At 75.3% G+C, this 23,021-nt stretch carries 24 protein-coding genes and 1 pseudogene; 12 read left to right on the plus strand and 13 right to left on the minus strand.

Annotated features, from left to right (window positions below):
* Positions 1-462 carry a hypothetical protein gene (locus tag ACGF0D_RS13190; RefSeq protein WP_392915558.1) on the plus strand — a complete coding sequence of 154 codons (462 nt, stop codon included), beginning with the start codon at positions 1-3 and terminating at the stop codon, positions 460-462.
* Positions 463-666: 204 nt separating this feature from the next.
* Here ACGF0D_RS13190 and ACGF0D_RS13195 read toward each other — a convergent pair whose 3' ends face one another.
* Both ACGF0D_RS13195 and ACGF0D_RS13200 read right to left on the minus strand, forming a co-directional pair.
* Complete coding sequence (locus ACGF0D_RS13195; protein WP_392878046.1) at positions 667-1,095, minus strand: RNHCP domain-containing protein; 429 nt, start codon at positions 1,093-1,095, stop codon at positions 667-669.
* A 28-nt stretch (positions 1,096-1,123) separates the two neighbouring features.
* Positions 1,124-1,492 carry an RNHCP domain-containing protein gene (locus ACGF0D_RS13200; RefSeq protein ID WP_392915561.1) on the minus strand — a complete coding sequence of 123 codons (369 nt, stop codon included), beginning with the start codon at positions 1,490-1,492 and terminating at the stop codon, positions 1,124-1,126.
* A 282-nt stretch (positions 1,493-1,774) separates the two neighbouring features.
* Here ACGF0D_RS13200 and ACGF0D_RS13205 point away from each other — a divergent pair, with 282 nt between their 5' ends.
* Positions 1,775-2,371 carry a GNAT family N-acetyltransferase gene (locus ACGF0D_RS13205; protein ID WP_392915564.1) on the plus strand — a complete coding sequence of 199 codons (597 nt, stop codon included), beginning with the start codon at positions 1,775-1,777 and terminating at the stop codon, positions 2,369-2,371.
* Between the two features lie 91 nt (positions 2,372-2,462).
* On the opposite strand, the gene ACGF0D_RS13210 is transcribed toward ACGF0D_RS13205, so the two are convergent.
* Positions 2,463-3,446, minus strand: a complete 984-nt coding sequence (locus tag ACGF0D_RS13210) for a S1C family serine protease (RefSeq protein WP_392915567.1) — start codon at positions 3,444-3,446, stop codon at positions 2,463-2,465.
* Positions 3,447-3,630: 184 nt separating this feature from the next.
* Between ACGF0D_RS13210 and ACGF0D_RS13215 the strand changes: the two genes are divergently transcribed.
* Positions 3,631-4,140, plus strand: a complete 510-nt coding sequence (locus ACGF0D_RS13215; RefSeq protein ID WP_392915570.1) for a Clp protease N-terminal domain-containing protein — start codon at positions 3,631-3,633, stop codon at positions 4,138-4,140.
* Between the two features lie 48 nt (positions 4,141-4,188).
* Complete coding sequence (locus ACGF0D_RS13220) at positions 4,189-4,869, plus strand: GPP34 family phosphoprotein (RefSeq protein WP_392915573.1); 681 nt, start codon at positions 4,189-4,191, stop codon at positions 4,867-4,869.
* Positions 4,870-4,996: 127 nt separating this feature from the next.
* On the opposite strand, the gene ACGF0D_RS13225 is transcribed toward ACGF0D_RS13220, so the two are convergent.
* Positions 4,997-5,413 carry a DUF3592 domain-containing protein gene (locus ACGF0D_RS13225; RefSeq protein WP_392915575.1) on the minus strand — a complete coding sequence of 139 codons (417 nt, stop codon included), beginning with the start codon at positions 5,411-5,413 and terminating at the stop codon, positions 4,997-4,999.
* 399 nt (positions 5,414-5,812) lie between these two features.
* Between ACGF0D_RS13225 and ACGF0D_RS13230 the strand changes: the two are divergent.
* Positions 5,813-5,986: pseudogene (locus ACGF0D_RS13230) on the plus strand (sheath polysaccharide-degrading enzyme); the annotation flags it as partial.
* A gap of 17 nt (positions 5,987-6,003) precedes the next feature.
* On the opposite strand, the gene ACGF0D_RS13235 reads toward ACGF0D_RS13230, so the two are convergent.
* From ACGF0D_RS13235 to ACGF0D_RS13250, 4 genes are all read right to left on the minus strand, one after another.
* The gene (locus ACGF0D_RS13235) at positions 6,004-7,266 is read right to left on the minus strand and encodes an NAD(P)/FAD-dependent oxidoreductase (protein WP_392915578.1); all 1,263 of its coding nucleotides are present in this window, start codon (positions 7,264-7,266) and stop codon (positions 6,004-6,006) included.
* 126 nt (positions 7,267-7,392) lie between these two features.
* Positions 7,393-7,824 carry a nuclear transport factor 2 family protein gene (locus tag ACGF0D_RS13240; RefSeq protein ID WP_392878031.1) on the minus strand — a complete coding sequence of 144 codons (432 nt, stop codon included), beginning with the start codon at positions 7,822-7,824 and terminating at the stop codon, positions 7,393-7,395.
* Between the two features lie 7 nt (positions 7,825-7,831).
* The gene (locus ACGF0D_RS13245) at positions 7,832-8,635 is read right to left on the minus strand and encodes an MBL fold metallo-hydrolase (protein ID WP_392915581.1); all 804 of its coding nucleotides are present in this window, start codon (positions 8,633-8,635) and stop codon (positions 7,832-7,834) included.
* Between the two features lie 111 nt (positions 8,636-8,746).
* Positions 8,747-9,313 carry a hypothetical protein gene (locus ACGF0D_RS13250; protein WP_392878027.1) on the minus strand — a complete coding sequence of 189 codons (567 nt, stop codon included), beginning with the start codon at positions 9,311-9,313 and terminating at the stop codon, positions 8,747-8,749.
* Positions 9,314-9,480: 167 nt separating this feature from the next.
* Between ACGF0D_RS13250 and ACGF0D_RS13255 the strand changes: the two genes are divergently transcribed.
* From ACGF0D_RS13255 to ACGF0D_RS13265, 3 genes are all read left to right on the plus strand, one after another.
* Positions 9,481-10,338: a PhzF family phenazine biosynthesis protein gene (locus ACGF0D_RS13255; RefSeq protein WP_392915584.1), complete on the plus strand. Its 858-nt coding sequence runs from the start codon at positions 9,481-9,483 to the stop codon at positions 10,336-10,338.
* 129 nt (positions 10,339-10,467) lie between these two features.
* Entirely contained in the window at positions 10,468-11,706 is a 1,239-nt protein-coding gene (locus tag ACGF0D_RS13260) for a phosphotransferase (protein WP_392878024.1), read from the plus strand.
* Between the two features lie 19 nt (positions 11,707-11,725).
* Positions 11,726-12,640: a LysR family transcriptional regulator gene (locus tag ACGF0D_RS13265; protein WP_392915587.1), complete on the plus strand. Its 915-nt coding sequence runs from the start codon at positions 11,726-11,728 to the stop codon at positions 12,638-12,640.
* A gap of 9 nt (positions 12,641-12,649) precedes the next feature.
* Here ACGF0D_RS13265 and ACGF0D_RS13270 read toward each other — a convergent pair whose 3' ends face one another.
* The 3 genes from ACGF0D_RS13270 to ACGF0D_RS13280 form a co-directional block, all read right to left on the minus strand.
* The gene (locus tag ACGF0D_RS13270; protein WP_392915590.1) at positions 12,650-13,861 is read right to left on the minus strand and encodes an MFS transporter; all 1,212 of its coding nucleotides are present in this window, start codon (positions 13,859-13,861) and stop codon (positions 12,650-12,652) included.
* Between the two features lie 148 nt (positions 13,862-14,009).
* Positions 14,010-14,267 carry a ferredoxin gene (locus ACGF0D_RS13275; RefSeq protein WP_392878018.1) on the minus strand — a complete coding sequence of 86 codons (258 nt, stop codon included), beginning with the start codon at positions 14,265-14,267 and terminating at the stop codon, positions 14,010-14,012.
* The gene (locus tag ACGF0D_RS13280) at positions 14,264-15,478 is read right to left on the minus strand and encodes a cytochrome P450 (protein WP_392915593.1); all 1,215 of its coding nucleotides are present in this window, start codon (positions 15,476-15,478) and stop codon (positions 14,264-14,266) included. The genes ACGF0D_RS13275 and ACGF0D_RS13280 overlap by 4 nt, the downstream gene beginning before the upstream one ends.
* 689 nt (positions 15,479-16,167) lie before the next feature.
* Here ACGF0D_RS13280 and ACGF0D_RS13285 point away from each other — a divergent pair.
* From ACGF0D_RS13285 to gndA, 4 genes are all read left to right on the plus strand, one after another.
* Positions 16,168-17,253 (plus strand): S-(hydroxymethyl)mycothiol dehydrogenase, encoded by a 1,086-nt coding sequence (locus ACGF0D_RS13285; RefSeq protein ID WP_392915596.1) that lies wholly within the window; start codon positions 16,168-16,170, stop codon positions 17,251-17,253.
* Complete coding sequence (locus ACGF0D_RS13290) at positions 17,250-17,891, plus strand: MBL fold metallo-hydrolase (RefSeq protein WP_392915599.1); 642 nt, start codon at positions 17,250-17,252, stop codon at positions 17,889-17,891. The genes ACGF0D_RS13285 and ACGF0D_RS13290 overlap by 4 nt, the downstream gene beginning before the upstream one ends.
* A 97-nt stretch (positions 17,892-17,988) precedes the next feature.
* Positions 17,989-18,390, plus strand: a complete 402-nt coding sequence (locus tag ACGF0D_RS13295; RefSeq protein WP_392915601.1) for a pyridoxamine 5'-phosphate oxidase family protein — start codon at positions 17,989-17,991, stop codon at positions 18,388-18,390.
* A 285-nt stretch (positions 18,391-18,675) separates the two neighbouring features.
* Positions 18,676-20,115: an NADP-dependent phosphogluconate dehydrogenase gene (gene gndA, locus ACGF0D_RS13300; protein WP_392878008.1), complete on the plus strand. Its 1,440-nt coding sequence runs from the start codon at positions 18,676-18,678 to the stop codon at positions 20,113-20,115.
* A 61-nt stretch (positions 20,116-20,176) separates the two neighbouring features.
* Here the strand turns inward: gndA and ACGF0D_RS13305 are convergent, their stop codons facing one another.
* Positions 20,177-21,280, minus strand: coding sequence for an NAD(+)/NADH kinase (locus tag ACGF0D_RS13305; protein ID WP_392915604.1), 1,104 nt, complete (start codon positions 21,278-21,280; stop codon positions 20,177-20,179).
* 213 nt (positions 21,281-21,493) lie between these two features.
* Positions 21,494-22,819, minus strand: coding sequence for an MFS transporter (locus ACGF0D_RS13310; RefSeq protein WP_392915606.1), 1,326 nt, complete (start codon positions 22,817-22,819; stop codon positions 21,494-21,496).
* Positions 22,820-23,021: the final 202 nt, after the last annotated feature.

Genomic DNA, 23,021 nt, shown 5'->3' on the forward strand with positions numbered 1-23,021 from the left:
GTGCGGATGTACTCGGCCCGCCCCGGCGCCGACCGCTACCGCCCGGTGCTGGAGCGCCTCTCGGCCCCCACCGCGGGCACGGTGGCGCTGCTGGGCGGCGGCGCACTGGCACTCGCGCTCGCGGTTCTGCGCGAACTGCACTCCGGCCCGCTGCCGTACCTCGGCTACCTGGCGCTGTGCGGACTGGTCGGGCGCCGCGCCCGGCCGGGGGCCGCACCGCTGATCGGCCTGGCGGCCTGGCTCTGCTGCAACGCCTTCGCCGAGCACCGCCACGGCGAACTCGGCTGGGCGGGCCCGTGGCCGGAAGCCGGGCACTACGCGATGTTCACCGCGACCGCCCTGCTGGCGGCCCTGCCCACCGCCCTGCCGCGCCGCACCGTACGGGTGTCGCCGCTGCGGTTCGACGGCCCACGGCTTGTCGGCCGACGGCTCGACAGCCCGCGGCTCGACGGCCCGCGCTGAGGCGCCGCCCAAGGACGGTCCGCCCGTACGGACGGACCTCACCGGGGAACCGGGGCTCCGGCCGGTATCCGGAGCCCCCGGCGAACCGGTGGGGGCAGACGACCCGGGCGCGCGGAGTGGTCGCCGGTTCGGACAGCGGGCCCGCCCGTACGGACGGGCCCGCCGCGACCACCCCGCGCGCCCCGGTCGAGCCGCGGGCCCGGCCTACAGCGCGAGCAGGACGCGGTGGGCCAGGGTGGTGTCCCGCAGCGGTTCGAGGGCCAGGCGGACCAGGGCCAGGGCGTTGTCGTCCCCGGCGATCCGGTTGGCGCTCAACTCGCCGCAGGACAGGCACTGGTGGATGATCATCCACTCGCCGTCGGCGCGGACCGACAGGCCCAGCACGGCCATCCGGCCGCCGCAGCCGGCCGCCCGGTCACCGGGCCTCCGGCCGTCGACATGACGGCTGGCCAGGCAGTTCGGGCAGTGGTTGCGGTGCGCGGTGCCGGGGGCGTCCAGGGGGACGTCCAGCCGGCAGTCCACGCAGCGGAAGGCGTTCGCCCGGTGGCCGCCCTGCTCGTGCAGGACGTCCTTGTACCGCTGAGGGCGGCGGCCCTGTCGGCTCCGGCCGCCGGTGTTCTTGCGTCGTGGCATGCTTCGGTTCCCCTCTTCCGTGCGCGGCTCAGAGGGTGCCGAACGCTTCGAGCGGGAACGGCGGTTGGGCGAGCGGCCGGACGGCCATCCGCATCAGGATGAGCTGGTTGTCGTCCGTGCAGACCGGAGTGGACGTCAGCTCGTCGCAGCGCACGCACCGGTGGACGACCGTCCAACCGCCGGTGCGCAGCACGGCGATGGCGATCGGCGACATCCGGCCCCGGCAGTCGCTCGGGCCGCCCTCGACCTGGTCGAGGACGTGCCGTGACCGCAGGCAGGACGGGCAGTGGTTGCGCCGCGTGCCGTCGGCGGCGTAGGTGGAGACGGTCAGACCGCACCAGGCGCAGGCGAAGGTGGAGGTCTTCAGAGTGGGGGGAGTGCTGGAGGTGCTGGACACCCGGGGTGCTCCTTGCTGAGGGGTTTCTGCGATGACAGCAAGAGCAGGCCGAGTGGCCTCGACGGTTCGTCAGGCCTGGTCGTCAGGCGGTGTGGCGAGGCGCACTCGGCGCGGTCCGGGACATGAAGACACCCTCTCCGGTCGGGCGGTGGCCCGGGTCGATCGGTACGGAACGGAACGGCGTCAGCCTAACCACGCCGATCGCACGGGCACCAACGGTTATTTCCGCCCGCAGCCACCCTCGCCACCGGGCCGGAGATAAAGGGCGCGCAGGATGTCCGTGTGCAGATGACCAACACGCCGCAGCCGGCGACCCTCGATGACGCGTCGTCAGTCAGTCGATTACTGGCCCTGGCCTTCGCCGACGACCCGATGATGTGCTGGTTCCTCCCTGACCCGGCCACCCGGCAGGCGGGGCTGGGCGGTTACTTCACCACGCTGTTCACCCGGCAGTACGTCCGGCACGGGGTGTGCGAGCGGACGGCGGACGCGGCCGCGTTCTGGGTGCCGCCGCACGCGCAGGACAAGGCCGTACCGGACGAGGAGACGCTCCGGGAGCTGGTCGAGCCGCTCGGCGACCGGGCCGAGTCGTTCCGGCGGTCCGTCGAGGCGGCCGCCGACAACGTGCCGCAGGAGCCGCACTGGTACCTCGCGGTGATCGGCGCCGACCCCGTCGCCCAGGGCCGGGGGCAGGGTTCCGCGCTGCTGCGCTCCGGGCTGGCCAAGGCCGACGCCCAGGGGCTGCCGGTCTACCTGGAGTCCTCCAAGGAGGAGAACCTCGCGCTCTACGGGCACTTCGGCTTCGAGGTGCTGGAGGAGGTCCGGCTGCCGGGGGGCGGGCCGGCGCTCTGGGTGATGCGGCGTGGGGCCCGCGCGTAGCGGCGCTCTCGGGGCGGCATCGGTGGCGGCCCGGCCGAGACGGGCGGTGAGGTCGGTGGGGCCCGCGCGTAGTGGTGGCCCCGGGGCCCGGTCAGTCGTCGACGTGCAGCTCCGCGGGGACGGCGAGCACGTCGACCAGGGCCTCGCCGCGCAGCACGGTGAGCGGGAGCGGGCGGCCGATCGCGTCGGCCAGCATCAGCCGCTGAACGGCCTGGGCGCTGTCCATCGGCTCGCCGGCGGCGGTGAGCAGGAGGTCGCCCGCGTGCAGCCCGGCGCGGTCGGCGGGCGCGCCGGGCACCACCTCGACGATCCGCAGGCCGCCGCGCTGCCCGGTGCGATGGCGCAGGGCGGGCGGCAGGGGCGCGGGCACCCCGGCGAGGCCGAGGTAGGCGCGGCGGATCCGGCCGTCGGCGAGCAGGGCCGCGACGATCCGGCGGCTGGTGGCGTCGATCGGCACGGCCAGGCCGAGCCCGTTGCCGGCGACCGCCGTGGTGATGCCGACCACCTCGCCGTCCGCGGTGGCCAGCGCGCCGCCGGAGTTGCCCGGGTTGAGCGCGGCGTCGGTCTGGACCACGTTGTCGATGACCCGCACCGCGCTGCCGGAGCGGGCCGGGATCGAGCGGCCGAGGGCGCTGACCACGCCCGCCGTGACCGTCCCGGCCAGGCCCAGCGGGTTGCCGACGGCGACGACCAGCTGTCCGACCCGCAGACCGGTCGCCTCGCCGAGCGAGACCGGCGTCGGGGTCGGCCCGTCGGCGCGCAGCACGGCGAGGTCGGAGAGCGGGTCGGCGCCGATGGTGTGGAACGGGGAGGCGGTGCCGTCGGCGAAGGCCAGCGTCCCGGCGTCGGCGTGGCCGACGACGTGGGCGTTGGTGAGCAGGAACCCGTCCTCGGTGAAGACCACCGCCGAGCCGAGGGCGGTGCTGAACCAGCCGCCCCGGCCGCGCCGGGGGACCTGGAGCGCGGCGACCCGCGGGGTCAGCGCCGCGGCGACGGACGTGACGATCCGGGAGTAGGCGTCCAGCGGCGCCCGCGCCTCGGGGGCCGGACCCGGCCCGGGGAGCGTGTCGGCCATGGTGCTCACCCCTCTCGCGGAAGCGGTTCCCACGATGGCACCAGATGCCAACAACGGCGGGGCGCCCCGTCTTCCGCGCCCCGCGCCGGAGGAGTCCTGACGCGTTCTTGACGTGCGGGGAATTCCCAAGAGAAGGAAAAGCGGGAATATAGTCCAAGTAAAGCCGTCGTGGTGGGAGGGGTCGATGGACACGACCATGCTGGAGCCCGAAGGGCGAGAGGGCGCGATGCCGAGGGGTGGCGGCCTCGACCCGCTGCTGCGCCCCACCCGGGAGGCGATGCTGGCCCGCCGCGCGAACCCGGCGCCGCGCTGGAAGCGTGTGCTGCGGCCGGGCTCGTCCGGTCCGGCGGCCTGGATCCGGCCGGAGGCCGACGCCCAGGCCGAGCGCCTCGGGCGTCGGACGCCCGGCACCGAGCACGTCCTGCTCGCCCTGCTGGCCGTACGCGAAGTAGCCCGTCACGAGCCGCAGTTGGCACAGGAGGGCGGCGCCGATGAACTGCTCGCCGGGCTCGGCCTCGACTACGCCCGGGCGCACGCCGCGCTGGACTCCGGTGGGGTGACGCTGCCCGCCGACCCACGCTCGGTCGAGGCCTACCTTGCCGACATCGCAGGTCAGGGCACTGATCGACTGCTCCGGGCGTTGCTGGAAGAGGACACCAGGGCCCGGCGCCTGGTCGATGCACTGCGCGGTTGAGGCGCCGTCGGCGCAGCGAACCGCGGTACCGAGAGGAAGGGGCACCCGATGCACGTCACCCTCGCCGAGGAGCTGATGCTGCTCTCGCTGGACGACGAGTCCGGCGTGGCGAAGGACGCCGCCACCGCCGCCTGGGCCGCCGCGGGCGGCATGCTGGCCGAGCTGGTGCTGGCCGAGCGGGTCGCGATCGAGGAGGGACGGCTCACCGTCGCCGACCGGACCCCGACCGGCGAGCCGCTGCTGGACGGTCGGCTGGCCCGGCTCGACGAGTGGGCCGCGGGGCGCCGCTCCGGCAAGGCCAAGGCGGCCGACTGGCTGACCAAGGACCGTGCCACGGCCGTCGCCGACACCGTCGCGCGGCTGTGCGGGCGGGGCCTGGTGGTCGAGGAGCGGCGCCGCGCGCTCGGTATCTTCCCGGTCCGCCGCTACCCGGAGGCGGACGGCGGCGTGGAGCGCGAACTGCGCGAGCGGCTCGCCGCCACGGTGCTGAACGGCGCGGAGCCGGACCTGCGCACCGCCGCCCTGGTGGCCCTGCTGCACGGCTCCCGGCTGCACCGGCTGGCCTTCCCCGAGCTGCCCCGCAAGCAGGTCGAGCCGCGCTTCGCCGAGATCGCCGCCGGTGACGGGGCCGCGGAGTCGGTCCGCGAGGCGATCCGGAACATGCAGCTCACCATGGCCGCCGTCACCACCGCGGCGACGGTGGCGGCGACCACCGCCGCCACCGTCTGAGCGTGCGGGCGGGCTGCGTACCGAACCGCGCGGCCCGCCCGGTGCGCCGTCCCGGGGGCCCGACCGCGGGCGACCCGCCCGATGCGCCGCCTGATCCACGGCCCGATGCCCCGTTCCGGGCGCCCGGTCAGAGCACCGTGGCGCCGAGGGTGATCGAGCCGAGCACCACCAGCACCCCGAGCGCGAGGAAGCCGTACTCCAGCCCCGCGCGCTCCCGCCCGTCCACCAGGACCTGCCGCGGGTCCGCCGGGTCGTAGCGGACCGGGACGAAGCCGCCGTCCGGCAGGGGGTGGCGGGCGGTGGAGGGGACGGGGGAGAAGACCTCGACCACCCGGCCGTCCTCGGTCTCGAACTGGAGCAGCGGCCGCGGCGGCAGTGCGCGGTCCTCCGGCGCCGGGGCGCGCTCGCGCACCAGTGCCCGTGCGGGGACGCCGACCCGGCGCAGCCGCCGCAGTTCGCGCAGGCCGACCACCCCGGCGAGGTAGGCGACCACGCCGCCCAGCGCACCGAACACCACCACGGCGAACCCGGCCGTGCCGCCCATCGCCGCCTCCCTGTCCGCGACTCCGTGTCCGCGACTCCGTGTCCGCGGGGACTCCGGAGCCCCCCAGAGCTCCAGTATCACGCGGACGAGGCGCTCTTGATGCCCCGGAATGGTCCAGTCCACCCTGGCGAAGGCATGTTCCTGTCATTCACCGGCCGCGGTCACCCCGGCTGGCCCCGACCACCGCAAGGAGCACCGTCCGTGCCCCAGCGCCCCGCCGTCCCCGTCCTCCTCGCCGCGCTCACCGTCCTCACCCTCGGCTCGGCCGCCCCCACGGCCGTGGCCGCCGGCTCCGCCGCCCCCGCGGCCGCGGTCAAGGCGGCCGTGGTCAAGGTCGGCACCACCAAGCAGCTCCAGAGCGCGCTCGCCGCCGCCGCGCCCGGCCAGACCATCCAGCTCTGCGGCACCGTCTTCCGCGGCAACCGCTCCGACCTCACCGGCGCCACCGGGCCGGACCGGTACGCGATCCACGTGACCGCCTACGACGCGGCGAAGTGCAAGGTCACGATCGGCGCGGGCAACACCGTCACCGGGGGCCGGGGCCTGGTGAACCCCGGCATCCCCGTCGGCTGACCGTCGCGGCTCGCCGGCTACAGCGAGTCGAGCGGAACGTTCGGGTCGGCCAGCGCCTTGGCGTCCACCACCCGCCCCGAGCGCACCAGTTCGCGGATCGGGTCGGTGACGTCCCAGACGTTGACGTTCATCCCCGCGAGCACCCGGCCGCCGGAGAGCCAGAACGCGATGAACTCGCGGGTGGCCGGGTCGCCGCGGAACACCACCTGGTCGTAGCCGTCCGGCTCGACGTAGCCGACGTACTCCATGCCGAGGTCGTACTGGTCCGTGAAGAAGTAGGGGACACGGTCGTACACCGCGTCCGGCTGCCCGAGCAGCGCGCGGGCGGCGGTCTGCGGCTGGTTGAGCGCGTTGGCCCAGTGCTCGACCCGCACGTGCCGACCGAACAGCGGGTGGTAGGCGTTGGCGACGTCGCCGGCCGCGTAGACGTCCGGGTCCGAGGTGCGCAGGTGCTGGTCGGTCTTGACGCCGTTGTCGACCTCCAGGCCTGCCGCCTCGGCCAGGCCGGTGGCGGGGGCGATGCCGATGCCGATGACCACCGCGTCGGCCGCCACCGTGGTGCCGTCGGCGAGCCTCACACCGCTCACCGTGCCGCCGTCGCCGGTCAGTTCGGCCACCTTGACGCCGAAGCGCAGGTCCACGCCGTGCTCCCGGTGGAGGTCGGCGAAGACCTGGGCGACCTCCCGCCCGAGCACCCGCAGCAGCGGCAGTTCGAGCGCCTCCAGCACCGTCACCTCGGCGCCCGCCTCCCGGGCCGCGGCCGCCACCTCCAGCCCGATCCAGCCCGCGCCGACCACCGCGATCCTGGCCCCGGGCCGCAGCGCCTCCTTGATCCGGTCGCTGTCCTCGGCCCGGCGCAGGTAGAGCACCCCGTCCTGGTCCGCGCCGGGCACCGGCAGCCGGCGCGGCACCGAGCCGGTGGTCAGCAGCAGCTTGCCGTACTCCACCTGGCCGTTGTCGGTGAGCGTCACGGTGTGCCCGGCCGGGTCGATCGAGGCCACCGACGTGCCCAGCCGCAGCGTGACGTCGTGCTCCGCGTACCACTGCGGCGGGTGGACGTAGATCTTCTCCCGGGGCGTCTTGCCCTGCAGGTAGCCCTTGGACAGCGGCGGCCGCTCGTACGGGCGCTCGTGCTCCTCGCCGATCAGGACGATGCCGCCCCGGTACCCGGCCTCGCGCAGCGCCTCGGCCGCCTTCGCACCGCCCAGGGACGCCCCGACGATGACGACCGGGCGCTCCCGCCCGCCCGCTCCGGTGGTCCCGGTGTCCGTGCCCGCCATGCTCGACTCCTCGTTCTCCGGCCGTGGTCGGGCCCAGCCTGCCGCCGTCCGGGTGGTCTGTCGAGACCGCGCCTGGCGCGCCGCGCCGCGCTCGCCCGTACGGGTGAACGTGGGCCACGGCGGGCCTCACGCCGTCATCGCGTCCCTGACCAGCGCGGTGTCGGTGAACTGCTCGAAGCGGACGATCCGGCCGCCGCGCACGGTGAAGCGGTGGGCGACCCGGACCGCCAGCGGCTTCCGGGTGGCCTTGTGGACGGCCGTGTACCGGCCCAGCACCACCACCGTCTCCCCGTCGACCACGTAGGTGTCGTCGTGTGCCGTCCAGTCGTCCCACTCGGCGGCCAGCCGCTCCATCACGTTGGCGGTGACGCCCTTCGGCGTGCGGTAGGTGCCGGCCAGCGGGAAGCCGGCCATCTCGGTCCACTCCACGTCCTCGGCCAGGGTGGAGCGCAGCGCGGCCAGGTCGCCCCGGGCGGAGGCCAGGTACTGGCGGCGCACCACGTCGGCGGGGGAGGGCGACTCGGCGAAGGAGGCGACGTCCCGGGGGATCTCGATCATCGTCCGCTCACCCCCAGGCCATCTCGCCCATGACGACCTTGGTGCCGATGTCCACCGCGATCCGCAGCCCCAGCGTCGGGAACCGCCGCTCCAGCGCCTCCTTGGCGGCGTCCGCGTCCGCGGCCCGGCCGATCTCGGTCTCGAAGGCGCGCAGATAGGCGCGGGTGTGGTCGACGGCGTTCAGGTCGGTGGGCGCGCCGGCGATCCGGTGGCCGGCCGCGACCCAGGTCGGATGGAGTGCCTCGATGCCGTCCAACAGGTCGATCCAGGCGGCCCGTTGGGCGGAGGTCGGGGTGTCGGCGGTCCACACGTGCAGGCCCTCGAAGAGCAGCACCCCGCCCAGCACGGCGCGGTGGTGGTGCTGCCAGAGGTAGTGCCGGTCCGGCAGGTGGAAGTCGGCGCCGCGCAGCTCGAAACGGTGGCCCTCGAAGACCAGCTCGTCACCGTGCAGCGCCTCGGGCCGCACCAGCCGGGTGGGCAGCTCGGGGCCCAGGTGCGCCCAGGCGCGCAGCTTGGCCTCGTACGTCTCCTGGATGTGCTCGACGGTCGAGGCGGTGGCCACGAAGCGGGCCTGCGGGAAGGCGTCCTGGACCTCCTGGGCGCCGAAGTAGAAGTCCGGGTCGCCGTGGCTGACGAAGACGGTGGTCAGCCGCTTGCCGCTCGCCCTGACCCGCTCCACCAGCCGGCGCCCGTCGGAGCGGGTGAACCCGGCGTCCACCAGCAGGGCGTCGTGGGGGCCGGTGACCAGGACGGAGGTCTTGTTGAGCGAGCTGTCGGGGCTGTCGATGATCTCGAAGTCGAGAGCACTCACGTTGTGGCTTCCTTCCTCGGGCCGCGCACGCCTCGCCGCCAGCATCGGCGCTCGGCGCGCCGTCCGCATCCGGAAGCCGGACGGGCCCGGGAAGGATCGGCGGGGCAGGTCCTAGCCGCGGGTCCAGAGCGCGAGGTCGCTGCTGGTGGCCACCGCGAGGGTCCGGCCGGTCGGGGAGAAGCCGGCCGCCCGGAAGGTGGACCGGTCGGCGTCCAGGACCAGCCACCAGCTCTCGCCGTGCTCGCCCTCCCACGGCCCCCGCCCGTTGGCGAGCAGCACCCGGTGGTGCGGCCACTCCGGGGCGGCCACGCTGACGTGCCAGCCGCCCTCGGCGGCGGTGTGCAGCCCGCCGCCCCACAGCCCCGCCACCGGGACACGCACGTCCGTGACCTGGCCGAGTCCGGGGCAGGCGAGGTCCGGGCCGTCCGGGTCCTCGGCGGGCTCGTGGTCACGGGCCAGCTTGAGGCCGGTCACCGCGTCGAACAGGCCGTGGCCGCCGTGGGAGACCGTCAGCACCAGGTCGTGGCCGCTCTCCGGGTGGACGGCGAAGCCGATGCCGAGCAGCCCGCCGACCGCGAGCACCCCACGGCCCACCGGCCGCCACGGCTCCGGTGGGGCGGTCACCTCGGCGGCCATGATCCGGTCACGGAGGTGCCGCTGGTGCGGGGTCAGGGCCATGCCGCAGATCATCCCACCGGGACGGGACGGCCGCGTCCGATCGACCGGCCCCGCCGCAGGTCGCCGGGCCCGGCAGCGCGGGCGCGACCGGTGCGGTGGCCGCGCCCGGACGGCACACCCGCAGCGCCGACGGGAACAGCCCGCGCGCCCGGCGCGTTCGTCCGATCATGACCGACGACGCCGCTCCCGAGATCCTCCGCTACGCCGCCTTCGCGACCCGCCCCGAGGGCGGCAACCCGGCCGGCGTGGTGCTCGACGCCACTGGGCTGACCGACGAGCGGATGCTCGCCATCGCCGCCGAGGTCGGGTATTCCGAGACCGCCTTCCTGACCGCCGGCCCGGCCGAAGGGTCCTACCGCGTGCGGTACTTCAGCCCGCTCGCCGAGGTGCCGTTCTGCGGCCACGCGACGGTCGGCTCCGCCGTCGCCGTCGCCGAGCGCACCGGCCCCGGGCAGTACCTCTTCGAGACCGCGGCCGGGGAGGTCCCGGTCGAGGTCGAGCGCGGAGCCGACGGGCTGCTGCGCGCCACCCTGACCAGCGTCGAGCCCAAGGTCGAGGAGGTGCCGGCGGCCGACGTGGCGCAGGCGCTCGCCCTGCTCGGCTGGTCCGCCGCCGACCTCGACCCGGCACTGCCGCCCCGCGTCGCCTACGCGGGCGCCCGGCACCTCGTCCTGCCGGTCGCCACCCGCGAGCGGCTGGCCCGGCTCGACTACGACTTCGACGGCCTCGCCGACTTCATGCGCGCCCGCGACCTGACCACCCTGCAGCTCGCCTGGCGGGAGAGCCCCGAGGTCTTCCACGTCCGCGACCCGTTCCCGGTCGGCGGCGTGGTCGAGGACCCGGCCACCGGCGCCGCCGCGGCCGCCTTCGGCGCGTACCTGCGGGAGCTCGGCGCGGTGGAGGCCCCGGCGGTGCTGACGCTCCACCAGGGCGCCGACCTGGGCCGCCCGGGCCTGCTGCGGGTCGAACTGCGCGCCGAGGACACCCGGGTGCGGGTCTCGGGTACCGCGGTGGCCATCGGCTAGCGCGCCGCGCCGGCCTCAGGGCGGGGGCTGCGGCACGACCGACTCGCCCTCGCCCCGGGGTCCGCGACATCGGCACCACGCCCGGAAAACCGTTGGCGTCGGCCCGACCCCGTCGGCGAAGCTGCTCCGATGCAGCGAGCGAGCAACCGGACCGTGACGGTCGATCTCACCTACGGCGACGAGTACTTCGGGCAGTTGGGCCCCTTCGAGGTGGAGCTCGGCTGGTGGTCCTCCGTGGACGAGGTGGTCGCGCGGGCGACGGAGGCGGCCGGCGTGCCGGTGCTGGTGGCGCGGCTGGTCGACGGGCGGAGCGAGGAACCGGGCCACGGCGGGCGGGTGCGCTACCACGCCGAGGCGCTGGAGCGGCCGAAGGCGCTCGACTCCCGCCCCCCGGAAGCCGGGACGGCCGCGCTGCTCGGGCCCGCCGAACGCCGCGCCGCCTGGGCCACGCCCGCGGGACTGCGGGAGGCACTGGCCTGGGCGCAGACGGAGCTGGCCGCCGTCGGCCGCGCGCCGGCCGCGCCCGCGCGGCAGATCCGGACCTGGAACCTCTCCGGTCTCTTCCGCCTCCCCACCGCCGGCGGCGTCGACGCCTGGCTGAAGACCACGACGCCCGCCTTCAACGCCGACGAGGCCGCGGTCATCGGGCTGCTCGGCGGCGTCGACCGCGCGCTCGTCCCGACCGTCCTCGCCGCCCACCCCTGCGGCGGGCGGCTGCTGCTCGACCACGTCCCCGGCGAGGACTGCTGGAGCCCGTCCGCCGGGACGGTCGCCGACGTCGTCCCCCGGCTGGTCGCCGCCCAGGCCGCGCTCGCCGACCGCCCGGCCGACCTGGCCGGCCTGCGCGACCGCACCCCCCGCGCCCTGGCCGCCCAGCTGACGGCCCTGCTGGGCCGGCTCGCCGAGGAGACCGACCTGACGCCCGAGGAGCTGGACGGCCTGGCCGGCTTCGCCGCCGGCCTCCCCGGACTGCTGGACCGGCTCGCTGACTGCGGCCTGCCCGAGACCCTGCTGCACGGCGACTTCCACCCCGGCAACTGGCGTTCCGACGGCACCGGCACGGTGGTCGTCGACTACGCCGACTCCTGCCTCGGCCACCCCGCCCTGGACGGGCTGCGCCCCCGCGCCTACCTCGGCGAGGAGGCCTGGCAGCACCACGTCCGGGTCTGGACGGAGGCCTGGCGGCGCCACGCCCCCGGCTCCGACCCGCGACGCGCCCTCGAACTCGCCGAGCCGCTCTACCACCTGTCCTACGCCCTGCGCTACCAGGAGTTCCTGGACCACATCGAGCCGAGTGAACGCCCGTACCACGAGGGCGATCCGGCCGCCGAGCTGCGCGCCGTACTGGCCTGCGGGGCGGCCGGGTAGCCGGACGTAGACTGCCGAGGTGGAACGACCGCCCCCGGCCCTCGCAGCCTCCGCCGTCCTGCCCGAGCTGCCGCTGCAGGAGTTGGAGTGCTTCTCCGTCCTCGTCCACCAGCTGCACTTCGGGCGGACGGCGGAGCTCCTCGGTGTCTCGCAGGGGCGGGTCTCCCAGCTGATCAAGCGCCTGGAGAGCCGGATCGGTGCCCCGGTGTTCCGACGGACCAGCCGCCGGGTCGAGTTGACCGAGCTGGGGCGGGCGCTGGCCGAGCAGGTGGTGCCCGCCTTCGAACGGCTCCGGGACGGCTACGACGCCGCCCGGGCCGGGGCCGCGACGGCGAGGCCGCTGCGGCTGGGCTTCCAGTGCGCGGTGTACGAGCCCGTCGCCCGGGTGGTCGCGAGCCTGCCGGAGGGCGCCGCGCACCTGGTCGAACTGCCGTGGGCGGACCCGTTCTCGCACCTCGCCCGGGGCGAGGTCGACCTGGCGATCGTGCTCGCCCCGTGCCGGGAGCCGGGGCTCGAGGTGCTGCTGGAGTTCTCCCGGCAGCCGGTGTACGTGGCGGTCTCCGCCGCGCGGAGCCCCGGCGGGGCGGACGGTGTGAGCGCCGCCGAGCTGGCCGCCATGCCGCTGATCGAGCCGCGCGGCCCGGCGCCCGAGTACTGGCGGCAGGCGAACGCGCCCCGACGGATGCCGGACGGGCGGGAGTTGGCCTACTCGGCGGGTGCGGCCACCCTCCAGGCGGGCCTGTCGATGGTGGCCGGTACCCGCCAGGGCCTGCTGCTCTGCGAGCGCAGCACGACGTACGTCCGGCGGCCGGACATCCGCTTCCTGCCGGTGCCCGAGCTGGAGCCGACCGCGCTGGAGGTGGTCCAGCACGAGCGGCGCCCGCACCGGCTGGCGGCCGGGTTCGTCGAGCTGCTGGCCGGGCACGTCGACTGAGCCGCGGGGCTACCGCCCGCTTCGCCCGCTCGGCCCGCCGTCGTGCGGCCGGGAGAGCAGGGTGAGCAGCAGCCCGGCGGCCGCCAGTGCGGCCGCGGTGAGCAGTACGGCGTGGGTCCCGGCCCGGTCGACGACGAGGCCGCCGGCGAAGGAGCCGAGCGCGATGCTCGCGTTGAACACGCCCGCCCAGACCGCGGCGGAGGCCTCGATCCGGGCCGGATCGGCGATGCGGACCCAGGTCTGGGTGGAGACCGACACCCCGCCGTACGAGGCGCCCCAGACGACCAGGACGAGCAGCACGGCGACGACGCCGGTGGCGTACGTGAGCAGGGCGGCGGCCAGGGTGACGCCGGTGAGCGCGAGGGTGACGGCGGTCTTCGGGCGGCGCCCGGACAGCGGGCCGAGGGTGAAGTTCCCGGCGACGCCCGCGAGTCCGTACACCAGCAGGCAGGCGGCGATCGCGCCGCTGCCCAGGCCGGCGTCGGCTTCGAGGACCGGGCGGACGTAGGTGTAGCCGGCGAAGTGGCCGAGCACGACGAAGGCGGTGATCGCGGTCCCGGCGGCGACGCCCCGGTGGCGCAGGGCGCCGGCCAGTCCGCCGAGCCGTCCGCGTTCGGGTACGGGCAGCGCGGGCAGGGTGGCGGCGAGCACGGCGGCGGAGGCGGCACCGAGCAGGGCGAGCGCCCAGAACGCGGCGCGCCAGTCGAGGAGTGCGGCCAGGTAGGTGCCCAGCGGGACGCCGAGGACCGAGGCGATGGAGACGCCGGAGAAGATCAGCGTCATGGCGAGCGCGATGCGCGGCCCGTCGGCGAGGCGCGGGCCGAGGCTCGCGGCGAGGCCCCAGACGATGCCCATGGCGGCGCCGAGCAGGACGCGGCCCGCGGCCAGCACCGCGAAGTTCGGTGCCATCGCCGTCACCGCGTCGGCCAGGCCGAGCAGCAGCATGAAGGCGACCAGGACGGTGCGGCGGTCGCGCAGCCCGACGAGCAGTGGCGCGAAGGGGGAGAGGACGGCGGCGATCAGGCCGGTGACGGTGAGGGAGAGGCCGGTGACGCCGTCGGTCACCCTGAGGCTGTGGGACATCGGGGTGAGCAGGCCGACCGGCATCATCTCGGAGGACACCACGGTGAAGGTGGCGAGCGAGACGGCGAGGACCGGGGACCAGCGGTGCGGGGCGGTCGGTGAACCGGCCGGTGGGGCCAGGGTTTCGGCGTTCGTCATGCGGCCAGCTCACCAGCCGGCGGGAGGGCCGAACAAGATCGATGAGCTCATCGACCTATTAGCAGGGCTCATCGATCGCCCTGCCGGGAGAGGCGTTCCGGATGGTGCCCGCCGCGGTTCGTCGTGGCGGGCACCACCCGGGTCGGACTCACTCCGCGGGGGCGATCCGGTAGCCGCCGCGGGCCGAGTGGAGGCTGAGCGCCTCGACCGGGCAGTAGTCCACCGCCTCGCTCAGCCCGTCCGTCAACTCCGCGCCGCCGTCCGCGTACGCGGCCAGCGGCGCGGCCAGCCCGTCGGCGCCGAGGACCAGCGAGTCGGGGGCGCTGAGGGCGCACATCCCGGAGCCGATGCAGCGGTCCCGGTCGACCCGGACGACCACCGGCTCGGTGTCCGCGCGGCCCGTCACCAGGCCACCTGCAGGGAGTTGGGGCTGCGGGTGAGCAGGCCGCGCCGCCAGTCGATCCGCTCGACCGGGTCGGCCAGCCGCAGGGCGGGCAGGCGGCGGGCCAGCCGGTGCAGGGCGAGTTCCAGCTCCATCCGGGCGAGCCAGGCGCCCAGGCAGTGGTGCGGTCCGGCGCCGAAGGTGAGCGTGGGGCCGGTCAGCGGGGAGAACAGCTCGGCGGGCAGGTCCCCGGCGAACACCTCCGGATCGTGGTTGGCGGCGGCCGGGTCGGCGGCGACCACGCTGCCGGCCGGGATGACCACGCCGCCGATCTCGACGTCCTCGACGGTGCGGCGCAGCAGTCCGGGCATGCGCTCCTGGCGGTCGCCCAGCGGGACGGCGCGCAGCAGCTGCTCGGTCGCGACCGTGGCGCTGGCCTCGTCGGAGGCGAGCCGCTGCCAGGCCTCACGGTCGTCCTGGAGCAGGTAGACCAGGGCGTTGCCGAGGCTGGTCATGGTGGTCTCGTGCCCTGCCACGACCAGGCCGATGACCAGCAGGACCAGCTGGCCCTCGGTGATCGAGCCGTCCTCGGCGGCGGCCGCGAGCAGGCCGCTGACCAGGTCCTCGCCGGGGGCGGCCCGGCGCTCGGCGATCACCTCGGCGCCGAAGGCGGCGAACTCGGTCATCGCCGTGCCGATCTCCTCGGCGCTGTAGGCGGTGGCGGAGAGCGCGTGGTCGCTCCAGTGCGCGAGCCGCTTGCCGTCCAGGTTGTCCAGGCCCATCAGCCGGCTGATCACCGCGACCGGCAGCGGGCGGGAGTAGGCGGCGATGATGTCGGCCGGGGAGCCGTGGTCGATCAGCTCGTCGATCAGCGACTCGACCACCGAGGCCACCCAGGGCCGCCAGCGTTCGATCGCGCGCGGGGTGAAGGCGCGCTGCACGGTGCGGCGCAGCCGCTGGTGCTCGGCGCCGTCGATGTTCAGCATGCCGTCGGGGTCGTCCAGGATGTTGGGCGTGACCGCGATCGGCGGGGCGTCCGGCGCGTAGAGCGGGGCGCGGCCCAGCCGCGGGTCGGTCAGCACCTGGCGCACGTCGGCGTGTCGGCTGACCAGCCAGACCGGCGTGCCGGTGGGCAGCGCGGCGAGGCGGGGCGGACCGGGTTCGAGCAGGCGGATGCAGTGCAGCGGGGGGAGCGGGGCGGGGCCGGCGCTGGTCGCACTGTTCTCGGTGGACATCCGTACTCCAGACTCCAGGGTGGTGGGCCGCGGAACGTGACCCGACGGAGGGTGAATCCGGGGATGGTGCGGGGCGGGGGACGGGTGATGCGGCCGGCTGGCGGCTCGACAAGGGCCGGGTTCGGTCGGGCTCCTGCGGAGGGTGTGGCGCGAAATGTGCGGGCGCGCACGGTCGGTACGCACCCGGCGCGACCGGCTCGCGGTCGCGCGCCGACGGGTGGTGCGGGTGTGCTGAGCGTGGTCGCGTGGACCGTCTCAGCTACGACCGTACGTGGGCGGCGGGCGCCCGTCTGCGGCACTTCCAGCCAACGCCGGTGCTTTCCGGGCACTTCGAGAGGGGCTGACAGGCGCTCAGTGCCACTTGTGCGCCCCCGTCGTCTCCGCCGCGCCGGGTTGTCGCCGGGCCCTCGGTGGATACCCGGCGGGCACATGCCGGCTGAGCGCCCGTGAGCCGACGCGACGGCGCCGGAAGTGCCGGAAGTGCCGAAAGTGCCGGGGCGTCGAACGGCGTCGAAGCCGCCGTCGAGACGTCCGGTGCGCCGTATCACACCGCGTCACACCGGATCGCCCCGGGCGCTCCGCAGGTGGTCGGCGGGTGGGCGATACGCTTCGTGGGCAGTTCGTCTTGCAGTCTTTTGTCGCAGGTCACGCCGGTGCAGAGTCGCACCGGCCGACGGAGGTGGAATCGGATGCCCCAGCAGGTCAAGGCAGTCATCGCGCGCGCCAAGGGCGCTCCCGTGGAGGTGACCACGATCGTGGTGCCGGACCCTGGCCCGGGCGAGGCGGTGGTCCGGATCCAGGCGTGCGGCGTCTGCCACACCGACCTCCACTACCGGGAGGGCGGCATCAACGACGAGTTCCCGTTCCTGCTCGGCCACGAGGCCGCGGGCATCGTGGAGTCGGTCGGCGAGGGCGTCACCGAGGTCGAGCCCGGTGACTTCGTGGTCCTCAACTGGCGCGCGGTGTGCGGCCAGTGCCGCGCGTGCAAGCGGGGCCGCCCGCAGTACTGCTTCAACACCCACAACGCCAAGCAGAAGATGACGCTGCTGGACGGCACCGAGCTGTCCCCGGCGCTGGGCATCGGCGCGTTCGCCGAGAAGACCCTGGTCGCGGCCGGCCAGTGCACCAAGGTGGACCCGGCCGCCGAGCCGGCCGTCGCCGGCCTGCTGGGCTGTGGCGTGATGGCGGGCCTCGGCGCCGCGATCAACACCGGCAACGTCGGCCGGGGCGACTCGGTCGCGGTGATCGGCTGCGGCGGCGTCGGCGGCGCGGCCGTGATGGGCTCCCGGCTGGCGGGCGCGGCGAAGATCATCGCGGTGGACATCGACGACCGCAAGCTGGAGACCGCCCGCAAGCTGGGCGCCACCCACACCGTCAACTCCCGCACCACCGACCCGGTCGAGGCGATCCGCGAGCTGACCGGCGGCAACGGCGCGGACGTCGTGGTCGAGGCGGTCGGCCGGCCGGAGACCTACAAGCAGGCCTTCTACGCCCGCGACCTGGCCGGCACCGTCGTCCTGGTCGGCGTGCCGACCCCGGAGATGACGCTGGAGCTGCCGCTGCTCGACGTCTTCGGCCGCGGCGGCGCGCTGAAGTCCTCCTGGTACGGCGACTGCCTGCCCTCGCGCGACTTCCCGATGCTGATCGACCTCTACCTCCAGGGCCGCCTGGACCTCGGCGCCTTCGTCACCGAGACCATCGAGCTCGACAAGGTCGAGCAGGCCTTCGAGCGCATGCACCAGGGCGACGTCCTCCGCTCGGTGGTGGTCCTGTGAGCGAGAGCGGCACGGCGCGCGTCGACCGGCTGGTGACCGCCGGGACCTTCGAACTCGACGGCGGCAGCTGGGAGGTGGAGAACAACGTCTGGATCGTCGGGAACGACGAGGAGGCGGTGGTGATCGACGCCGCGCACGACGCCGAGGCCATCGAGGCCGCGCTCGGCGGGCGCCGGCTGCTGGCGATCGTCTCCACCCACGCGCACAACGACCACATCGACGCGGCCCCGGCCCTCGCCGCCCGCACCGGTGCGCCGATCCTGCTGCACCCCGACGACCTGCCGCTGTGGAAGCTCACCCACCCCGAGCGGCTGCCGGACGGCGAACTGGCCGACGGCCAGCGGATCGAGGTGGCCGGCACCGAGCTGACGGTGCTGCACACGCCGGGCCACGCACCGGGCGCGGTCTGCCTGTACGCACCCGGGCTGGGCACCGTCTTCACCGGCGACACCCTGTTCCAGGGCGGCCCCGGCGCCACCGGCCGGTCGTTCTCGCACTTCCCGACGATCGTCGACTCGATCCGCGAGCGGCTGCTGACGCTCCCGGCCGAGACCGTGGTGCGTACCGGCCACGGCGACCCGACGACCATCGGCGCCGAGGCCCCGGCCCTGCCGGAGTGGATCGCGCGCGGCCACTGACGGATCGCGCGGGCACGCCCGTACTGCCCGCCCGGCCTGTACGGCCCGTACGGCCCCCGCGGAACGCGCGTTCCGCGGGGGCCGTACCATCGCGACCATGGCCCACGACCCGCGCGACCTCGACGAATCCTTCCTCGCCTTCTGGCGGGAGCGGCACATCTCCACGCTGACCACCGTCCGCCCGGACGGCACGCCGCACGTGGTGCCGGTCGGTGTGACGTACCAGCCGGAGACGGGGACCGCCCGGGTGATCACCAGCCGTACCAGCCGCAAGGCCCGCAACGTCGCCGAGGCCGGGTCCGAGGGCCTGCGGGTCGCGGTCTGCCAGGTGGACCGGGCCCGCTGGTCGACCCTGGAGGGCGTGGCGGTGGTCCGCGACGAGCCCGAGCAGGTCGCCGAGGCGGAGCGCCGCTACGCCGAGCGCTACCGGGAGCCGCGGGTCAACCCGGACCGGGTGGTCATCGAGATCGCCGTCGACCGCGTCCTCGGCCGGGCCTGAGAAAGCCCGCTCCCGGGAGTGGCCGTTCCTGGGAACGACCGTTCCCGAGAACGCTCGTTCCCGCTTCCGGAACGAGCGTTCCGCGCGGCTCCGGCCGATCCCGGCGGCACCTGAACGGGTCAGCTCCCCGCGCGGGCGCCGGGCGCCGCCGGTGAGCATGAGGATCGCCCGCCCCGGGCGCCCGGTGCTGTGCGCGCAGCGCGCCGGCGGGTGGAAACGGCCGGCCCAGGCCGCGGCGCGGCCCTTCCGGCCCGCCGGGAACCCCCGAGGAAGGAAGCAGCCGCCATGGAGGCATCCGCACAGATCGGCGTGACGGGGCTTGCGGTGATGGGCCGCAACCTGGCGCGGAACTTCGCCCGCAACGGCTACACGGTCGCGGTGCACAACCGGACCGCGGGACGGACCGAGGCGCTGATCGAGGAGTTCGGCCACGAGGGCGCGTTCGTCCCGGCGCGGTCGCCGCAGGAGCTGGTGGCCGCCCTGGAGCGTCCCCGCCGGCTGCTGATCATGGTGAAGGCCGGTCAGCCCACCGACGAGGTCATCGAGGAGTTCGCCCCGCTGCTGGAGGCGGGCGACATGATCATCGACGGCGGCAACGCGCACTTCGCCGACACCCGCCGCCGGGAGCGGGCGCTGCGCGAGCGCGGCATCCACTTCGTCGGCAGCGGCGTCTCAGGCGGGGAGGAGGGCGCGCTGCACGGCCCCTCGGTCATGCCCGGCGGCTCCGCCGAGTCCTACGCCGTCCTCGGCCCGATGCTGGAGAAGATCAGCGCCCACGTGGACGGCGACCCGTGCTGCACCCACATCGGCACCGACGGGGCCGGCCACTTCGTGAAGATGGTGCACAACGGCATCGAGTACGCCGACATGCAGCTCATCGCCGAGGCCTACCACCTGCTGCGGGAGGTCGGCGGCTACGCCCCCGCCGAGATCGCCGAGATCTTCCGGAACTGGAACAAGGGCCGGCTCGACTCCTACCTGATCGAGATCACCGCCGAGGTCCTCGCCCACACCGACGCCGCCACCGGCCGGCCCTTCGTCGACATCGTCCAGGACGCCGCCGAGCAGAAGGGCACCGGGCGCTGGACCGTCCAGACCGCCCTCGACCTCGGCTCCCCGGTCACCGCCATCGCCCAGGCCACCTTCGCCCGGGTCGCCTCCTCCCGGTCCGAGCTGCGCGCGGCCTACCGGACGCTGCCCGGCGGCACCCGCCAGGAGCTGCGCCCGCACGAGGCCGAGCGCTTCACCCGGGACGTCGAGCAGGCCCTCTACGCGTCGAAGGTCATCGCCTACGACCAGGGCTGGACCATGATCCGCGACGGCGCGGCCGAGTACGGCTGGGACATCGACCTGGGCGCGGTGGCGCGGATCTGGCGCGGCGGCTGCATCATCCGGGCCGCCTTCCTCGACCGGATCCGCGCCGCCCACGCCGCCAACCCCGACCTGGTCAGCCTGCTCGCCGAGGAGCAGTTCGCGGCGGAGGTCTCCGACGCCCAGGCGGCCTGGCGCACGGTGGTGGCCGGCGCGGCCCAGCACGGCATCCCCGTACCGGCGTTCTCCGCCGCGCTGGCCTTCTACGACACCCTGCGCAGCGAGCACCTGCCGGCCGCCCTGATCCAGGGGCAGCGCGACTTCTTCGGCGCCCACACGTACCGCCGCACGGACCGTCCGGGCAGCTTCCACACCCGCTGGGCCGAGCCCGGCCGCCCCGAGGTGACGGCGTAGGGCCCCGGGGCGACCGCGTAGGCGCGGCCCGCTCGGGCCGCTTCCCGCGGGGCGCGGCGGGTCAGGCCCCGCCGTCGGCCCGGCGCACCACGGACGGGAGGTTCCTGCCCTTCTGCAGCGTGGGCAGGTTGAGGTGGTCCAGGTCGTGCGGCGGCGGAGCGGTCAGCGGCCAGACCGGCGGCACCTCGCCGTCGTCGGCGGCGGCGGGCGCGTCGGTCAGCCGCAGCCGCGTGCGCAGGCGGCCGTAGAAGTCGGTCGGCCCCAGCCGGACCGCCCGCAGCCGGGTCGGCGCGGCGTAGACGCCGATCCAGTCACCGGGGTCCAGCACGCCGCGGAGCTGGCCGTCCACGCTGACCGCCGCGCTGCCGGAGTGCGGCAGCAGGCGCATGGCGATCGGCTCGTCCGGTGCGGTGAGGACCGAGCGCTCGAAGACCATGTGCGCCGCGACGGGGGTGAAGACGAGGACCTCCGCCCGGGGCGAGACCACCGGCCCGCCCGCGGCGAAGCTGTACGCGGTCGAGCCCGTCGGGGTCGCCACCAGCAGCGCGTCGCCCGCGTAGGAGGCGAGCAGCCGCCCGGCGAAGTAGACCGCGGCGGCGACCCGGCCGTCCCGGGCGAACTTCTCCACGACGACCTCGTTCAGCCCGAGCAGGTCGAGGGCCACCCCCCAGCCCCCGCCGGCATCGCAGCCCGGGCGCACCTGTGGCGGGGGCAGGGCTGGCCGGCGGCCGTAGAACTGCGCCAGGCCCTCCTCCTCGGGCGGCGACAGCGGTCGGGAGGCCCGCATGGTGAGCAGCATCCGCTCCTCGACCGTGGTGCGGGACTCCTGGACGGCGTCCAGGGCCTGGAGCACGTCCCGCGCGGGCACCTCGGTGAGGAAGCCGACGTGCCCGAAATCGATGCCGATCAGCAGCGAGCCGTTGTGCGCCGCCAGGCGCGCGCCGCGCAGAAAGGTTCCGTCGCCGCCCAACGTGACGATGAGGTCCGGATTCCCGGCGGCGGCCATCTCCGCCCCGGCGCTGCGTCGCTGGACGCCCGCGTTCCACACGTCGATCTCGGCGCACGGAACGCGGTGGTCGTCGCACCAGGCCCGGACCAGGTCCGCGGCGGCCACGGCCTCGGGCCGCCCCTTGTGCACGACGAGTCCGAGGCGGTGGACCGCCATGGCGTGTCCTCCCAGGCGAGGGGTGGGGTCCTCTCCAGGATGCGCCCGGGCCGGCAGCCACGGCGACTCGTCCCCGCCCCAGGGGCCCGGACCAGCCCCGCCGTCGGGCTCCCACGGCCCGGTGCCGTCGGGCCCGTAAAGGCCGGTACCGTCGGGTTCCCCGGGCCCGGTGCCGTCGGACTCCCCACGGCCCGGTACGAAGGGTGACGGGGCTCAGGCGGCCTTCTGCTCGGCCGCCCGCTCGATCCCGGCCAGCATGTCGCGCGGGAACCAGAGGCTGCTCGCGCCCGCCAGGGCGACGGCCGCCGCCCCGACCAGCACCGGCACGATGCCGACCCGGGCGGCGAGCCACCCGCCGACGAAGGCGCCGACCGGCAGGGTGGCGGTCAGCACCGCCTGGAGGAAGGCGTTGACGCGGCCCAACAGGTGTGCGGGGGTGACAAGTTGGCGCCCGGTGGTCATGGCGATCGACCAGATGGTGGCCAGCAGTCCGAACAGCAGCTGGTAGAGCACCAGCACCGGGAAGGACAAGCCCAGGGAGGCCGCCGGGATGAGGAAGAGGGCGGCCCCCGCGCCGACCGCGCACAGCCGGATGGCCCGGGCCATGCCCAGCGCCCGGGTGACGGAGGCCGCGACCAGTACGCCGGTGCCCATGCCGACGGCGTACGCGGCGTAGACCGCGCCGAGCTGCCACGCGGGCAGTCGCAGCTCCCGCTCGGCGTACAGCACGAACAGCCCGGCGCCGGCGCCGCCGCCGAGGTTGAGCCCGGCGGCGGCCAGGGCCTGGCGGCGCAGCAGGGTCTCACGCCGGATGACCGCGAGGCCCTCCCGCAGGGCTTCGAGTCGGGACCGCGCGCCGTGGCCGGCCTCGTGCGCGGGGCGGTTCAGTGAGGCCGGCAGCGCGAGGAAGAGGGCCCCGCCGACGAGGTAGGCGGCGCACTCGACCAGCAGCGCGGGGGCCGGGTCGACCACGCCGATCAGGAGGCCGCCGAGTGCCGGCCCGCCGATCAGGCCGATGGTCCTGGCCCCGGTGAGCGAGGAGTTGGCCGGCAGCAGGCGCTCCGCGGGCACCACCCGGGGCAGGCAGGACTGCAGCGCGACGCTCTGGGCGGAGCCCAGCGCCCCGGAGGCGGCGGCCGCGGCGAACAGGTGCGGCCAGGTCAGGCCGTCCAGCGCGGCCGCGAGCGGCACGCTGCCGACGGCGGGGACCTGCAGCCAGGACACCGAGACCAGCATCCGGCGCAACCGGGCCCGGTCGACGGCGACGCCGATCAGTGGGCTGAGCAGGACGCCGGGCAGGTAGGTCATCGCCAGCAGCGCGGAGGCGCCGAGCGGGCCGGCGCGCAGGTGGGCGATGGCCAGCAGCGGCAGCGCCAGTGCGGTGACCTGGCGTCCCACCGAGCTGCTCAGCTGCTCCGTGACGAGCAGCAGCAGCGGACGGTGCCGGCGCAGCGGTACGGGTTCCGGGGCCGGGGGCGCTGTCGTGGGCGGGCCGGACTCCGCCGGTACGGACGACCCCTCGGCCGTGGAAGATCCCATGCGGGGAAGCAAAACACGGCAGGGTCGTCCGCCTGCCCGCTTTTGCCGCCCCTCCTGCACGATTGCGCCAATCTCCCGGTGCTCCAGGGGACTTGAGCGGTTCGCCGGGGGGCGGATGCTGACCAGCGGAGATCGGGAACGGCCGGGCCGTCGGCGCGGCCCGGCCGGAGGGTCCGACCGGACACGGAGGATGGCCGAAAGC

Source organism: Kitasatospora sp. NPDC048298 (genome assembly GCF_043201465.1).
GTDB lineage: Bacteria > Actinomycetota > Actinomycetes > Streptomycetales > Streptomycetaceae > Kitasatospora.